Below are 15625 nucleotides of genomic sequence, written 5' to 3' on the forward strand. Positions count from 1 at the left end.
GGAAGGCATGAAAGGTGGACTTGTACGTTTACGCGCATTAATGGACGACTTGACCCCGTCCGAACGGAAGATCGGAGCTTATATTCTCGATCACCCGCAAGAAACTGTTCAATCCTCGGTAGCCCAGTTGTCTGAACGGAGTGGAGGCAGCCCAGCTGCCATTATCCGTCTCTGCAAATCACTCGGTGTAACTGGTTTTCAGGAGCTGAAGCTGAAGATTGCCGGAGATTTGCAGACGAGTGAGCCATATCAATATACGGAGATTCGTCCCCAGGACTCCATGGAGAGCATTATTCAGCATGTGTCCGCAAACAATATTCAGTCGGTGAAGGATACGGTTCATATTCTGGACCCACGTCTGGTAGAAAAAGCCGTGGACGTGCTTCATCAGGCAAACCGGATCTTTTTCTATGGAGTAGGGGCCTCCAACCTGATTGCGCTGGATGCACATTACAAGTTCATGCGAATCAATCGCACAAGCTTTTCGTTCGCCGATCCGCATATGCAGATTTCGTCCGCAACGACGCTTCGTGAGGATGATGCGGTGGTATGTATCTCGTATTCAGGGGAGACGTCGAACGTAATCTCCTGTCTCAAGCATGCTCATGATGGTGGTGCAGCGACAATCAGCATCACCAAGTGGGGCAGCAATACACTCAGTAGTATGGCGGATGTACCCCTGATGATTACTTCCACCGAAAGTGATATTCGAAGTGGAGCAACTTCGTCACGGATTGCACAGCTGAACGTGATCGACATTTTGTATCTGGCGATTGCCAGTCGGGATTACAACCAGTCGGTGGAGTATTTGGAGAAGAGCCGACAGGCTATTCTGGAGCACAAGTGAAGTAAAACCATATGAATCCCTTTCTGTTTATGCAGGAGGGGATTTTTTGACGGATTATATCCGCTTTTAGTATAAAAAAATAAAAAAAAGAGCCCAGACTAATGTTGGGCTCCTCTCTTTCAACCTCTAATAATACCCCCTGTACGGCTTAGGAAGGCCCCGCAATGGCGCTGCGGACAAAACCGTCAGCCAGATCAAGCCTGTGCTGAGCTTCTGTTACGTCCACGCCTGCCATCAGCATGACGATTGCCGTTTTTACATGACCGTCTGCACCGGTAAAAGCCTCTTCAATATCCGCTTCATTCGCTCCGGTTGCCAGATGTATCATGCGTTTGGCCCGATGGACAAGCTTTTCGTTCGAAGGGTTCAGATCAACCATGAAATTACGGTAAACCTTGCCCAGACGAATCATGGCGGTAGTGGTGAGCATATTCAGAATCATTTTCTGGGCGCTGCCTGCCTTCATACGTGTTGAACCCATGACAACCTCTGGGCCGACAACAGCCTCAATGCTCACATCAGCCAACAGGGTCATCGGCGTGCCTGCATTATTGCTCAGGCTGATCACCGTAGCCCCGATCTCCTTGGCGTGCCTCATCGCACCCAGCACATACGGCGTTCGTCCACTGGCTGCAATGCCAACCACTACATCGTTTTTGTCTAAGCCATGTTCATCAAGGTCGGCAGCTCCCAACTCCTCATTATCTTCAGCACCTTCAACCGGGTCCTTCACTGCCCGGAATCCCCCTGCAATAATACCCTGCACCATGGATGGCGGGGTTCCGTAGGTAGGCGGGCATTCCGAAGCGTCAAGTATTCCTAATCGTCCACTGGTACCTGCGCCTACATAAAAAAGCCTGCCGCCAGACTGAAATGCTTCCAAGATCCGATCCGCAGCTTGAGCAATGACCGGAATGAGGGGCTGAATGAGCTCCGCAATCCGTTGATCTTCCTTATTAATGAGCTCCATAATTTCTGCCGAAGGCAATTCATCTATATGATCCGTTAGTGGATTGGGTTGTTCTGTTAGTAGTGAATTCAGCATGTGATTCATCCGTATGGCCTCCTTCTCTCTTTTAAAATGATTCATTCAGGGAACGGCGTTGTCTTGCCAGTTGTGCTGCGCCAACCGCTGGAGCGGGGGCATCTTCACGATATACAAAGTCCAACTCTCCATAATATTCAGATAACTTGTGAATAAATGTATTTCGGAAAAGTACAGCGTATCGAAACAGTGATCCGGACAGGACAACCGGAGTGGATGCAAATTCGGGATGACGTGCAATCAGCGCCTTGGCGGTATGCGCCAATTGTGAGGCTTCGTCAATGATCAGTGCGCGGGCGGCCTCATCTCCGAGTTCAGCAGCTTCTATAGCTAGGCGGGCGATGGATGCGGTCTCGGTTTTGCCCCAATCCGTCTGATACACTCGCGTCTTTAGCTCCGATATATCCCGAAGGTTCAGATTCTTTAGAAGAAGAGGGGTTAAGCGGGTTGGAGGAAGAACACCGTCATAACTCTGCATAACCACTTGGAGTGCACGCTGCCCAATACGATAGCCGCTCCCCTCATCTCCGAGCAGATGACCCCAGCCTCCTGCACGGTATCGCTCTCCTTCCAGCGTAAATCCGTACACGATGGACCCTGTTCCAGAGATGCATAATACACCGTGCGTATGTCCAAGAGAGGCCATCAGAGCAATCTCTCCTTCGGATACAACCCAGACTGGACAGTCTTCTGGTGCCTGTTGATTACGAATCTTCATATAGTTATTTACTGCTTCGGCTATAAGTTGCCGTTCTTGGATCGTGTCTACACCTGACATACCAAGGCATATACCCTCACAATTTGTCGATAAATCACTTATTAGATTAAATAGCTGTTCCAGCACTCGTTGCAGTTCGGAAATGGCCTGTTCAGTGGATACGCTGTGAGGATTCGTGGGACCACCGCTGAGTCGGGCAAGAATTTCACCAGATTCAGAAATGATTGCTGCATCAGTATTGGTACCGCCTCCATCTACGCCTACATATACTCGCAAAGTGGCTCACCTCGCTTGCTTGGGTTTTCTTTTTACATAGTATAGTTGCATGAAAAGAAAAAGTAAAATTAAATTTTATAATAAAAAATAATGTTGAATTTTTATTTTACAACTCATATAATGAATTCAATCTACAATTTTGGAAGGAATTAATACTGTTAATGTCAATTAAGTTGACGTTAATATTGCATTTAAGAGATTTAGCCTGCGACTGGCAGGCCCAATCTACAGGGGAGGTGCTTTTCCTTACTGCCGCGTGTATAGGTGGATTGCGTTTGAAGGCCGAACGATCACAAAGGGGTAGCATGGTTAGGCAATGAAAGAATCGGATGATGACATGCAAAGGAGATGAAGGGATGAAAAAGAAGGGTCTGGTATGGGCAATGTTGTTGATGATGGTCTGGGTTACAGCCTGTGGGAATAGCGGAGGTGCTGCTTCGGATGACCCGAATGCCGATGATACGGTAACGGTATGGACCTATCCTGTACATGGCACATATGAAGAAGAACTGAAGGATCTAATCTCTGATTTCAATAAAGAACACCCGAACATTACCGTGAAGACGGAAATGCTCTCCTGGGCGGAAGGGCCCAAAAAATTCGATGTCGCTTTGAACGCGGGCAACCCGCCGGATCTTTACTTTCATAGCGTAGACGGCACATATGTGAATACGGGATTGGCACTTGAGCTGGACAGCTACCTGACACCTGAGATCAAGGACGACTACCTGCCAGGTACGCTGGATTTAGGCCAGATTCAGGGGAAACAGTATGGACTGCCTTTGTATCAATTCCAATGGGCTTGGGGTGGGAACAAACGCATTCTGGAGGAAGCAGGAATTGATTGGAAGTCCATTCAGCAAAATGGCTGGACCTGGTCCGAATTCAATGATGCTGCTGCCAAGCTGACCAAAACGCTGGATGGCGGGGCCAAGCAATATGCACTGGTTACCGACGGAACCTCGCTTGACTTCATTGAAATGCTGTCTCGTAACAACGGGATGATCGATGTTCTTGATAAAGACGGCACGTTCCAATGGAATGATGGTCGCATTCTGGATACCCTCTCTTTTATCAGAAACCTGATGGATCAAGGGTATATGCCGAAGGAAACGGCGGCTCTCGCTCCAGCGAAACGGACGGATATGTTCTACGCGGGGGAAACGGCGATCATCTCCAAAGCGATTCCTTATTATGATGTGATGATTCAGAATCGCAACAAGGACATCGATGATGGCAAGGTGCAGGGAGAGAAGATTGATTTTGTCCTGTTGCCTGTACCACATAATGATGATCAACCTGCGGCCACAACGATGGGCGGCGAAGGGTATGTAGCCTTCAAACAGAAAAAGGACAAGGGCGAACAGCATGCCAAAAATACGTTCCTGGTGATGGAGGCGCTTAGTGGTGCCAAAGCAGGGAACTCGGCCAATGAACTGGCGCTTCCATTCGTAAGACAGTCCCAGGTGGATCTGTTTAAAGGAAAAGAGCTTGGTCAACCGGATAATCTGGCTGCTGCAAAAGTCATGGCAGAGAATATCGCGATGCCGGTTGTACTTGAACTGGATATCGACAAAGCATCTCAGCAAAAACAATTCAAGGAACAGGTTGTGAAGCCTAATATTCAGGCGCTGTTTTCGGGAGAAAAATCACCGGAGCAGATCGCAGAAGACTTCAAGAGCAAAGGCCAGCAGATGGTTGGACAATAACTCGGACAATCAAACATAACGTAAAACCACACTGATTAGGAGAGGAGGATTCGCCATGCAGACCGCCCTTGCGCCAAAATCGTCAGTGCCCCGGACTTCCCGGGTTGCCCGGTTTTGGCGAGACTACGGGTGGGCGTATTTGTTTATTTTGGCGCCTGTCCTGCTGTTTCTCATTTTCACACTGTATCCCGTTCTGACGGCTCTTGTGATGAGCTTCCAGAAATACAATATTATGAACTCAACGTGGGTTGGATTGGATAACTACGAGCGTTTGGTGAAGGATGAGACATTCTGGAAGTCGATTAAAAATACAGTCATCTTCACCGTAGGCACAGTCCCGGTCAATATTCTCATTACATTTGTACTGTCCTATTTCATCTATCAGATGAAAAGCAAATGGCAGACATTTTTCAAAGCTACCATGTATCTGCCTGCGGTAGCCTCCGGGGTGACCATCTCCATTGTATGGCTGGCGATCTTTGACCCGACGGATTCAGGACTGCTTAACCGTTTCCTCGGTCTGTTCGGCTTGGATCCGGTGATCTGGCTGGGCCAGTCGGGAACGGCACTTTTTTCCCTCATTCTGATGAACTGGCTTGGATCGCACGGAGCGGGCATTATTCTGTATCTGGCAGCCATGGGTGGTATTCCGAAATCGCTGTACGAAGCGGCGGATATTGATCATGCCAGCGGCTGGACCCAGTTCAGCAAGATTACATGGCCGCTGCTCAAACCAACGACGCTGTATCTGCTCGTCACGGGTGTCATTACATCCTTCCAGGTGTTTATCTCGGTTTATCTGATGACACAGGGTGGACCAAACTTTGCGACAACAACAATCGCTTATCTGATCTATGAAACGGCATTCAAGTTCTATGAATTCGGATTGGCTTCGGCTCAGTCGTTTGTACTGGCGATTATCATCATTGTCATCTCCGTCATCCAGTTCAAATATTTCTCCAGCGATATTGAGTATTAGAGGTAGTTCAAAACACGGACTATTAGAGCACGTTGCATTAAGCATCCGGGGGTGAATGAAATCCATGAAATCAACACAGAAAAAGATACTGCTCGTTGTTGCATCCATCCTGCTGGTGGTCTGGGCGCTGGTGACGGTCATTCCGATGTATTGGATGCTCGTTGGTTCGATGCAGGATAGCGCGATGTCGGCTTCCTTCAAGCCGCAGATGATCCCGGAGCAGCTGTCATTATCACCATATGAGCGCTTTTTTGCCAAAACCGATGCCTGGCGCTGGTTATACAACTCGCTGCTCATCTCGATCATTCTGACCGTAACAAATGTATTCTTCGCCTCCCTGGCGGGATATGCGTTTGCCAAACTGAAGTTTCCGGGTAGTCAGGCGGTATTCTGGACTTTGCTTGGGACAATGATGATCCCGGCACAGGTGACACTAATTCCTTTGTACATTCTGATGGTCAACGTGTTTGATCTAGGGGATACGTATACGGCCATTATTCTGCCTGCTGCCGTTAGCGTAGGGAACATATTCCTAATGAAACAGTTCATGTCCACGCTGCCCACATCGCTGATTCATGCGGCACGTATCGATGCATGTAGTGAATTCGGTATCTTCTGGAAAGTCATTCTGCCGATGGCAAAGCCGGGAATTGCGGTGCTGGCGATATTCACGTTTGTGGCTTCGTGGAATGAATTCTTCTGGCCGTTCCTCATTACCAATTCCAACGAGATGCGTACTATTCAGGTGGGGCTGGCCTCGTTTGTATTTGCCGAATCAACCGACTTCGGCGCGATGATGGCGGGGGCTACAATAGGTGCGCTGCCCATGATCATTCTGTTTTTCTCACTGCAACGTTATTTCCTACAAGGCATTACGATCGGTGCAGTCAAAGGTTAATTCCAATATATGTTCAACTAAACATTTACACCATAACAGCGATCGGAAGGTTGTTCTGTCATCGGAGTGCCAGTGTAAGGATTCGTTAGTTGAACTTATATAGTTCAGGACAAGCGACAACGTAAAGGGGGATCTACCTATGGCACGCGTGGAGTTTCGCCAAGTGCGCAAAGAATTCAAAGACGATCATAAAGGAACGTTCACGGCTGTGGCCGGCTCGGACTTTGTTATAGAAGATAAGGAATTCGTAGTGTTTGTGGGTCCTTCGGGCTGTGGCAAGACAACGTCACTGCGGATGATTGCCGGACTTGAAAAGCAAACAAGCGGTGATATTGTGATCGGTGACCGGCTAGTTAACGATCTGCATCCGAAGGATCGGGATATCGCGATGGTGTTTCAGGATTATGCACTCTATCCGCATATGACCATCCGTGAGAATCTTTCCTTTGGACTGAAAAACCTGAAAAAGCCAAAGTCCTACATTGATGAACAGGTGCAGAATGCGGCCTCCATTCTGGGACTGGAAGCTATGCTGGAGCGCAAACCACGCGAGCTGTCTGGTGGTCAGCGCCAGCGTGTTGCGGTGGGACGGGCGATCGTCCGTGATCCGCAGGTGTTTTTATTCGATGAACCACTGTCCAATCTGGATGCCAAGTTGCGGGTACAGATGCGGGTGGAGTTGGGTGAGCTGCATAAACGTCTCGGTGCCACGATTGTGTACGTGACGCATGATCAGGTAGAAGCCATGACACTTGGGGAACGCATCGTGGTCATGAATCATGGAGATATTCAGCAGGTGGCTTCACCGAAAGAATTGTATGCGAGTCCGCGGAATATGTTTGTTGCCGGATTTATCGGTTCCCCGGCGATGAACTTCATCGATGCCCGGATTGAAGGCACGCAGGTTGTCGTGGACGGTGCATCATTCACCTTGCCAGAAGATGTACTCGCTCGTCTTCAGAGTCATCAAGGCAAGCCGGTGATTATGGGTCTGCGTCCAGAGCATATTTTTGGTGATGATGTCGCTCCGAATATCCCGACAGACCACATGCTGCAGGCGCGAGTTCAGGTTGTAGAACATCTGGGCTCCGAGAATTTGGTATATTTCCATTCCGGTGCCCGTACTGTTACGGCCAAGGTCCACCCGGAAACACATGCTTATGTAGGTATGGACAAAAATTTTGTGCTGGACCTACGTAAGGCGCACTTTTTTGATCCAGAGACGGAGCTTGCGATTGGACGGGAGTAGGCGGGGCTGAAGTTCGTTACAATTGGCATGCCTCGAAAATCTGCCGTTTAAGGTGCGGTAGATTCGTTAGCAGGTTGCAAGTTTGGTACAACATACTGACCGGTGGTGCGGCCAAGCCAACCGAAATGGGGAGCCCTTTTAAGATAGCCCTTGTGGGCGATCGCTTCGCTTCTCCAGATTTGTTCTGTTTTCTCCGTTATCGTGTAAATGTTTAGTCCAACTTATATAGAAGGGAGAATAAACATGCGTAAGCTGAGTGAAGTATTGATCAAGTCGGGCGCGGAAATCTATCGGGATATTATTCCGGTGGCCTTGTACAGTGTCGTTAGTTCCATCGTATTGGTTCCCATTCTGATGTTTGCTCCGCTGCCGATCGCGGTGCTGCTTCTGGCCTTGATATATATGCCCATCCTGTTCGGTGTTTGTTATGCCGTACATCACAGATTGGAACGTAAGGAACGGCGTAATGGACTTAAGGATATCTGGGTCGGAACATTGAAGGGAATAATCCCGGGAGGATCGGTGGGTGTGCTTTTCGCAGTGCTTGGCTTCATTCTATGGTCAACCTGGTGGTATTACGGTGGACAGGGTGGAATTACAGGTACAGCAGTGGGTGTATTCCAGACGTTCTTTGTTCTCATGGCGCTGATGTCACAGTTCTATACCTGGCAGCTTGTTTTACAAAAAAACATGGGCATCGTTCAGGCGATGGGGGAAAGTGTAAAGCTGTTCTTCCGTCACCCGGGGTACACGATGGGCGCTTGTTTTCAGGCCATGTGCCTGACGGCTCTACTGATGCTGACTGTCGTTGGTTTCGGAGCGCTGTTTGGAGGTATGTTTGCCATCTATCAGCATAAGGTTGCTCTTAATATGCTGGAGCCTGAAGAAGAGCCTGTCGTAACAGGCGGTAATGATCACCAGCATACAGGCTGGGTCAGCCAGGGGAATGTGTGATGGGTCAGTTGAATGGGACCGAGCAGATCCCGGCTGTAAAAACGGGAGTTGATCTTCTGTCCAGAGGGTTATCGCATCCATGGATAACGGGTAACCGAATCGGTCTAATTACAAACCCGACTGGTATTACAGCGGATTTTGTATCGACAATAGATGTGTGCGCCGGACTGGCTAATACCGAGCTTACAGCGCTCTATGCCTGTGAGCACGGACTGTATGGAGAGCTTCAGGCGGGTGTCAGATTCGGAGACATGCTTCATCCGCGTCTGGACATTCCGGTGTTCAGCCTGTATGGAGATTACAAGAAAGCTACGCCTGCAATGCTGGCTGGAGTGGATACGGTGCTGTTCGACATTCAGGATGTGGGTATCCGTTATTACACATATGCCTCAACCTTGTTCCATATGATGGATGCCTGTGCTGGAGCAGGCAAACGTATGCTGATTCTGGACCGTCCCAATCCGCTGGGTGGAAACGTTGTGGAAGGCGGTGTGCTGAACGCGGGGTATGAATCACTCGTTGGCGCTTGGCGTGTACCTGTACGTACCGGATTGACGATAGGTGAACTCGCCCTGATGGTCAACAGCGAGATGGATGTACCTTGCGAATTGGACGTGGTTACCATGGAAGGATGGCAACGATCCATGGAGTTTGCGGATTGTGGGCTTCCCTGGATGTTACCCTCTCCCAATATGCCCACGCTGGACAGTGTGCGGGTATATGCGGGTACGTGCCTGTTCGAAGGCACTAATGTATCGGAGGGCAGGGGCACGACCCGCCCATTCGAGTGGATTGGAGCCCCCTGGATTGAGTGTGAACGTTTGGCGGAACGATTTCGGGAATACAAGCTGGAAGGTGTACATGTGCATCCAGTGTACATGTCCCCAACATTCTCCAAACACGCAGGTGAGCTGTGTGGTGGCGTAAGGATTTTTGTAACGGACAGTAGGAAATTTCGGGCGGTAGAGACAGGATTGGTGCTTTTGCATGAACTGGTGTCACTCTATCCGGAGCAATTCTGCTGGCTGGAGCCACCAGAGCCGGGTTCAAGGTACTTTATCGACCTGCTGGCAGGGGGGAAGGTAGTCAGGGAAACCATTCATGACCGCGCGGGCTTCATTCGTTTAATCGAATCGTGGAATGTACAGGCAGCGGAATGGAAAGAGCGGCGAAAGCCGTTTTTGTTATATCAATGAACGGATGTTTGTTAGCGGAGGGAGGCATGAAATGAGTGGGCCAAAAGAGTTATACCAGTCGAAGCTGAAACAGATGACCTTGCGTGAGAAAATCGGGCAAATGCTGCTTTGTGGCTTTCATGGCACCGAAGCTGCTGGCGATGTGGAACCCTTTCTACGAAAGTATCCAATCGGTGGCGTAATCTACTTTGCTCGCAACGTTGAGTCGCCAGAGCAGGTAGAGCGGTTATCGTCAGGGTTACAACAGATTGCCAAAAGCAGCGGTAATGTGCCGCTCTGGATATCCATTGATCAGGAGGGCGGCATGGTTGCTCGAATTACCCAAGGGATAACCTTGATGCCTGGACCAATGGCCATTGCCGCTGCCGGTTCCATTGACGATGCGTATCAGGCGGCATATATCAGTGGGTTGGAGCTGAAGGCCATGGGCATTAACATGAACTTTGCTCCGGTATTGGATGTAAACAATAACGCGGCCAATCCGGTCATCGGTGTACGATCATTTGGCGAATCTCCACAATCGGTTGCAGAATATGGGGCCAGAACCATTGCGGGAATACAGGACGCTGGGATTGCAGCGACAGCCAAGCATTTCCCGGGGCATGGGGATACGGATACCGATTCCCATCTGGATCTCCCGATCATCACTCATGATCGGGAACGGGTAGAGCGCCTGGAGTTGATTCCATTCCGAGCGGCTATAGCCGAAGGTGTCGATGCCATGATGTCGGCGCATATTTATTTCCCTGCACTGGAGCCAGAGCGTCTGCCCGTAACGCTATCGCAAACCGTATTAAGCGGTCTGCTTCGCCAGGAACTGGGTTATGAGGGCATGATCGTGACAGATTGCATGGAGATGGATGCCATTGCCGTGAACTATGGCACTGTCGATGCAGCCGTAATGGCGGTAGAGGCCGGGGCAGATCTGGTGTTAATTAGCCATACGGCTAAGCTTCAGGCAGAGGCATTTGATGCTTTGTTAGCAGCTGTGAGGAGCGGGCGGATTAGCGAGAGACGTATTGATGAGTCGGTGAATCGCTTGCTGATGTACAAGGCGAAACGTGGTTTGTTAGAGAGTGAAACGGGTGATGCAGGTGATGAGGAAGTGTATGGCGTAGTATCGAATGCATCATTGCCAAAGGCATCAAACGCTCCTGCTCTATCCAGTGGTTCGGAGCGCAAAAGTTCATTACACCAAGAGGTTGCTCGCCGTATTAGCGAGAACAGTATCACACTGGTGCGCGATCAGCTGAATATGCTGCCTTTGAAGCCGGAACGCACGCTGGTCATAACGGTTGCCACGTCCGTGACGACAATTGCAGACGAACAGCTGACTCAGACGTTCACCTTGGGCTCAGCCTTATCCATGTATGGTCTGGATGTTGTCGATCTGACGGTCACGCCCGAGGAGGTTGCCATTCGTTCCGCCCGTCTGCTTCAGGCAGCGGAAGCAGATGACATTCGGCAGATTGTGGTGGGAACCTACAATGCGGGAAGTCCCTCCGGCGATCCACAGTGCAGGCTGATTGGTTGGATACAGCAATTGGGCAAACCGCTGGCTGTTGTGGCATTGCGAAGCCCCTACGATCTGCTGGCGCTTCCGGATGCCCAGGTCTATGTAGCGGCTTACGAGAGCCGGCCACTTGCCATGGATAGCGTCGCTCAGGCGCTGATGGGGCGTATTCCTTTTGCGGGGAAACTTCCTGTAACATTAAAGCAGACAGATGATGAAAGAGCGGATGTCTCCTAGGCAGTAATAAGAATATGAGTAAAACTACCTTTTGCAGGATGGAGAAGAGATGGATTGTGGGTTGAGCGAAACGGAAGTGTGAGTCGTTAAAATGAGAACATATACAACACAAAGAGACGATCCTTTAAAGGACCGTCTCTTTGCTCATTATAAGCTATTAATTATAGATTATTGCAATTGCAGTGCTTTGGCTGTCTGTGCCTCAACTTCATCCAAAAGTGAAGTCATGTCCATACCTGCGTGGTTGCCAAGCAGGATAATGGTGATATCATCGGACAGATTACGTGAAAAGGCTGTGGCAAACCCGCCACCACTACCGTTGTGGAAGACGGTACGGTTTGCGCCATTCTCTTTAAGAATCCAGGCGTAGCCATAGTTTTTATCAGAAGAAGGCTCATACATCTGTTCAATCGTATCCTGGCTTAGAATCTTGTCCGTATACAGCGCACGATCCCATTTCAGCATATCGTCCACCGTGGAATAGATGGTTCCTGATCCGGATTGAGACACATAGTAAGGTGCAGTTACCCATGCGTTATCTTCTTGAACAAAACCACTAATCGTGTGCACTTTACGGGAGGCCTCTCCCGAATTCTTCATACCAAGTGGTTTCAGTATCGTCTGCTGCACGTAATCGGCATAACTCATGCCAGATACCTGTTCAACGACGTATGCAAGTAAAACATACCCGCTGTTGCTGTACAGATAGGCACTTCCTGGTTCAAACTTCAGCGTTTTGTGGCGAATCTCCTCTACAGTCTCTTCCATAGAAGTTCCTTCACCCCGACCAAATGCAGATGGCAGACCTGAAGTCTGGGATAACAGCATATGCAGCGTGATCTGATCTCCCTTTGGTATACCGGAGATATACTTGGAGATTGGATCTTGCACATTAATCTTACCATCCTCAACCAGACTCAGAATGGACGCGGCCGTGAAGGATTTGCTCAGCGATGCGATTCGAGTCTTCTGATCCGGGCGGTTCAGCGTCTGTTCATCGGCAAGTCCGTAGCCTTGCTTTAGAAGTACTTCACCATCGCGGGCGATCAGAGCCATACCTGGATAGTTGATCTCGCGCAGATACGTATCCACGCTGGCAACCTCGCTGTTCAGCAGGCTGACTTGATCAGTGACCATACTTACACTCATCTGCCCCGTGGCTGTACGTTGGACCTTGATGTCTGCTTTGATTGCATTAGCCATGGCCCGGACAGGTACCATCAACGTACCGTTAACGGTACGTGAATTCACACCTGTAGCTAGATCGACCTTGTTTACTTTAATGGAATTGCTGCCAGCCTGATGGATCAGCTTGTCTCTGCCAACGGTAATGGTAGCCGTCTTCGTGCGATTATCCCATTTCAACGTGCCTTTAACCGATGTGACCACATCCCGCAGTGGAACAAACGTTGAACCTTTGATGATAAGTGGTGCGTTCTTCCAGGATTGTTGCTCACCATTCACTTCAATGTGAACTGCTTGCGTCGCCTGCGCTGCGGATACCGTAATACCAGCTTGTCCCAGAATCGGGCCTGCACACAGGATGAGCGCTAACAGAATGCGGAACATGGATGAATATACCGTGGAAATACGTTGTCTTTCATGTGACTTGCGTAAGATTTGAATCCTCTCCTTCCAATCGTTTCATGAATAGCCAGCTTATGAGCATTGTAAACGATCTCGCTAAGGGGGTCAAAACGAATAGAAGGATTAGGTGAATCCATCTAAACTGACCGAAAAGATTAAATTTATTCTAATTTAGTATCTATACATAATATTTTTACAGGAATTGTCCGATAAAAGGATGGGTGAAGATTATGATGGGGGATAGTTATATGAAGAAAAGGATTCGAAATTGGTTTACTTTAACCGTAAAAAAACGCCTGATTGCTGCATTGCTCCTGTTCCTGATAGTACCGAGCATTACCGTGGGATGGTTGTCTTATCAAAAAGCTGCTGACCAGGTTAAAATGGAGATTATTCGTTCCGCACAGGCCAAAACAGAAATGCTTAGTCTGCAGATAAATCAAATGCTGGATATGGAGAAGGATAACGCAGCTCAGATGGCTGCGGGTATTACTTCAAACGATATTATTACTAAATCCCCTGCACTGCAAAGGCAGATGGATCGGATGTCTCAGAATCATAAGGAACTGGGTGTACTTACCGCAGGTTCCGAAGATGGTAGCTGGATGAAGTCCCCTGAATCCGAGGAACAGAATTATGATCCTCGAGAACGTTCATGGTATAAGATGGGCATGTCCCAGGATGAACCGGTAATCTCGGATACGTTCCAGTCGGCTTCGACGGGCGAATGGGTTGTGACCGCAGCGGTCAAGCTGGCTGACGGCAAAGGGGTATTCGGGGCCAATGTCAGTCTCAATCATCTGAAAGAATCCGTTGATCAGATACGTATTGGTAAAGAAGGAAAACTGTACATGCTGGATAACGGGGGTAAATTCCTGTTCCACTACAATATTGAATCCGGTACACAGTCGGATGAAAGCTACATTAATGAGATGTATACGAAGGAAAGTGGAACGGTGAAGTATACATATGATGGTCACGAAGTGGAAGCTGTGTATTTTACCAATCCGGTGACAGGTTGGAAAATTGTTGGTGAGATGGTTCCTTCCGAAGCAAGTGAAGCGGTAATGCCTATTTTGATCCGTGCAATTACAATTGTGGCATCTGCATTGGTTATCGGGTTGATTCTGCTTATATTCATTATCCGCAGCATTCACCGGCCATTGCTGCAATTAACGCAGGCAGCATCCAAAGTAAGCGCTGGGGACCTCACCGTTCGGGTAGGTTTACAGCGCCGGGATGAGTTCGGACAGCTCGGGGAAAGCTTCGACACGATGACGAGTTCACTACGTAGTGTGCTTGGAGAGGTGCATGATACATCCAGCCAGCTGGCGGCATCTTCTGAAGAACTGATGGCGAGTTCCGAGCAGACATCCAAAGCCACAGAACAGGTGGCTGAACTGATGCAGGATGCAGCTGCGGGAACGACTTTGCAGAACAATAGTCTTGCTGCTACAGGTCAACTCGTGGGCGAAATGTCCATTGGAGTCAAAGAGATCTCATCAAGTGCTGAAGATACCGCTCGTATCGCTCTGGATGCATCCACTAAGTCGGAAGCAGGTATGGTTACAGTAGAAGAAGCGGTTACCCATATTCAGCAGGTGAATGATGAGAGCAAAGCCATGTCTGTGGTCATTGAGGATCTGCGCGCGAAAAATGAAGAGATTCTTGTGATTGTGGCCGAGATTACGGCCATTGCCAAGCAGACGAACATTCTTGCATTGAATGCATCCATTGAAGCTTCAAGAGCTGGCGAGCAAGGGCGCGGATTCGCGGTTGTAGCCAACGAAGTGAAGACACTGGCTCACAGTTCAGGCGCTTCAGCCGAGCGGATTAATGAGCTTATGCATGAGATGCAGGAGAAAACCAATGCGGTGCAATCCACTTTTGCCCGTACGGGAGAAGGTATGGTGAAGAGTTCGCAGATGGTTACAGAAGCAGGCGAAGCATTCAATAACATTCGTACTGCGGTACAGTTGGTGGCTGCACAAGCTGGAGAAGTATCCACGGCTTCCCGTCAAATTGATGGGGGCATGAGTCATATCAACAAGGCAGTAAGTGATACCATGGTTCTGTCGGACAGAATTGCCTCTGGAACGGAAGATGGATCAGCGGCGGCTCAAGAACAGTTGGCTACAATGGAAGAGGTTGCAGCTTCTTCGGCAGCATTGTCACGTATGGCTGAAGATCTGCAAAGCATGATTGAACGGTTTAAGTTGTAACAGGGATTGAAATGAGACTGCAGGGTTGCGACCCTGCGGTCTTTTTTCTGTTGAACAAGGGGCATCCGTTATGTCTTTAAACACAGCATTCTTTTCCGTTATATTGACATATAATAAACAAAACTATATTATATCTATAAATAAACAAACATAATTATAAAATATTTGATTAATATACGGTTGGAATGACCATAA

General features: G+C 48.9%; 12 protein-coding genes. 9 read left to right on the plus strand and 3 right to left on the minus strand.

The annotated features are described in order from the left end of the window. Positions 1–7 precede the first annotated feature (7 nt). On the plus strand, positions 8–847 hold the full coding sequence (locus NST38_RS01810; protein WP_036616797.1) for a MurR/RpiR family transcriptional regulator: 840 nt from the start codon (positions 8–10) through the stop codon (positions 845–847). Positions 848–995: 148 nt separating this feature from the next. Here NST38_RS01810 and murQ read toward each other — a convergent pair whose 3' ends face one another. After that, positions 996–1901: an N-acetylmuramic acid 6-phosphate etherase gene (murQ, locus tag NST38_RS01815; RefSeq protein WP_036673004.1), complete on the minus strand. Its 906-nt coding sequence runs from the start codon at positions 1899–1901 to the stop codon at positions 996–998. 22 nt (positions 1902–1923) lie between these two features. Further along, on the minus strand, positions 1924–2886 hold the full coding sequence (locus NST38_RS01820; protein WP_076253943.1) for an N-acetylglucosamine kinase: 963 nt from the start codon (positions 2884–2886) through the stop codon (positions 1924–1926). A gap of 356 nt (positions 2887–3242) precedes the next feature. Between NST38_RS01820 and NST38_RS01825 the strand changes: the two genes are divergently transcribed. The 7 genes from NST38_RS01825 to nagZ all read left to right on the plus strand — a co-directional run bounded on the left by NST38_RS01825 (position 3243) and on the right by nagZ (position 11621). Next, positions 3243–4595, plus strand: coding sequence for an ABC transporter substrate-binding protein (locus tag NST38_RS01825; protein ID WP_076253942.1), 1353 nt, complete (start codon positions 3243–3245; stop codon positions 4593–4595). A gap of 55 nt (positions 4596–4650) precedes the next feature. Then, complete coding sequence (locus NST38_RS01830) at positions 4651–5574, plus strand: carbohydrate ABC transporter permease (protein ID WP_036616502.1); 924 nt, start codon at positions 4651–4653, stop codon at positions 5572–5574. 64 nt (positions 5575–5638) lie between these two features. Then, positions 5639–6472: a carbohydrate ABC transporter permease gene (locus NST38_RS01835; RefSeq protein WP_076253941.1), complete on the plus strand. Its 834-nt coding sequence runs from the start codon at positions 5639–5641 to the stop codon at positions 6470–6472. 139 nt (positions 6473–6611) lie between these two features. Beyond that, entirely contained in the window at positions 6612–7721 is a 1110-nt protein-coding gene (locus NST38_RS01840) for an ABC transporter ATP-binding protein (protein WP_076253940.1), read from the plus strand. Between the two features lie 243 nt (positions 7722–7964). Beyond that, positions 7965–8675 (plus strand): hypothetical protein, encoded by a 711-nt coding sequence (locus NST38_RS01845; RefSeq protein WP_076253939.1) that lies wholly within the window; start codon positions 7965–7967, stop codon positions 8673–8675. Further along, positions 8675–9871 carry a DUF1343 domain-containing protein gene (locus tag NST38_RS01850; protein WP_076253938.1) on the plus strand — a complete coding sequence of 399 codons (1197 nt, stop codon included), beginning with the start codon at positions 8675–8677 and terminating at the stop codon, positions 9869–9871. Before NST38_RS01845 ends, NST38_RS01850 begins: the two co-directional genes overlap by 1 nt. Positions 9872–9902: 31 nt before the next feature. After that, positions 9903–11621 (plus strand): beta-N-acetylhexosaminidase, encoded by a 1719-nt coding sequence (gene nagZ, locus NST38_RS01855; protein WP_076253937.1) that lies wholly within the window; start codon positions 9903–9905, stop codon positions 11619–11621. A 168-nt stretch (positions 11622–11789) separates the two neighbouring features. Here the strand turns inward: nagZ and NST38_RS01860 are convergent, their stop codons facing one another. After that, the gene (locus tag NST38_RS01860; protein WP_076253936.1) at positions 11790–13190 is read right to left on the minus strand and encodes a serine hydrolase; all 1401 of its coding nucleotides are present in this window, start codon (positions 13188–13190) and stop codon (positions 11790–11792) included. A gap of 266 nt (positions 13191–13456) precedes the next feature. Here NST38_RS01860 and NST38_RS01865 point away from each other — a divergent pair, with 266 nt between their 5' ends. Continuing rightward, a complete protein-coding gene (locus tag NST38_RS01865) occupies positions 13457–15430 on the plus strand; it encodes a methyl-accepting chemotaxis protein (RefSeq protein ID WP_179087953.1) in 1974 nt (657 codons plus the stop codon). Positions 15431–15625: the final 195 nt, after the last annotated feature.

Source organism: Paenibacillus sp. FSL H8-0104 (assembly GCF_038050215.1).
In the GTDB taxonomy this organism is placed as follows: domain Bacteria; phylum Bacillota; class Bacilli; order Paenibacillales; family Paenibacillaceae; genus Paenibacillus; species Paenibacillus amylolyticus.

Excerpts from the sequence above, each read along its gene's own strand:
- NST38_RS01840 (WP_076253940.1), top strand. The coding sequence starts at position 6,612 with ATGGCACGCGTGGAGTTTCGCCAAGTGCGCAAAGAATTCAAAGACGAT.
- murQ (WP_036673004.1), bottom strand. The coding sequence starts at position 1,901 with ATGAATCACATGCTGAATTCACTACTAACAGAACAACCCAATCCACTA.
- NST38_RS01850 (WP_076253938.1), top strand. The coding sequence starts at position 8,675 with ATGGGTCAGTTGAATGGGACCGAGCAGATCCCGGCTGTAAAAACGGGA.
- NST38_RS01845 (WP_076253939.1), top strand. The coding sequence starts at position 7,965 with ATGCGTAAGCTGAGTGAAGTATTGATCAAGTCGGGCGCGGAAATCTAT.
- NST38_RS01860 (WP_076253936.1), bottom strand. The coding sequence starts at position 13,190 with ATGTTCCGCATTCTGTTAGCGCTCATCCTGTGTGCAGGCCCGATTCTG.
- NST38_RS01825 (WP_076253942.1), top strand. The coding sequence starts at position 3,243 with ATGAAAAAGAAGGGTCTGGTATGGGCAATGTTGTTGATGATGGTCTGG.
- NST38_RS01810 (WP_036616797.1), top strand. The coding sequence starts at position 8 with ATGAAAGGTGGACTTGTACGTTTACGCGCATTAATGGACGACTTGACC.
- nagZ (WP_076253937.1), top strand. The coding sequence starts at position 9,903 with ATGAGTGGGCCAAAAGAGTTATACCAGTCGAAGCTGAAACAGATGACC.
- NST38_RS01835 (WP_076253941.1), top strand. The coding sequence starts at position 5,639 with ATGAAATCAACACAGAAAAAGATACTGCTCGTTGTTGCATCCATCCTG.
- NST38_RS01830 (WP_036616502.1), top strand. The coding sequence starts at position 4,651 with ATGCAGACCGCCCTTGCGCCAAAATCGTCAGTGCCCCGGACTTCCCGG.
- NST38_RS01865 (WP_179087953.1), top strand. The coding sequence starts at position 13,457 with ATGAAGAAAAGGATTCGAAATTGGTTTACTTTAACCGTAAAAAAACGC.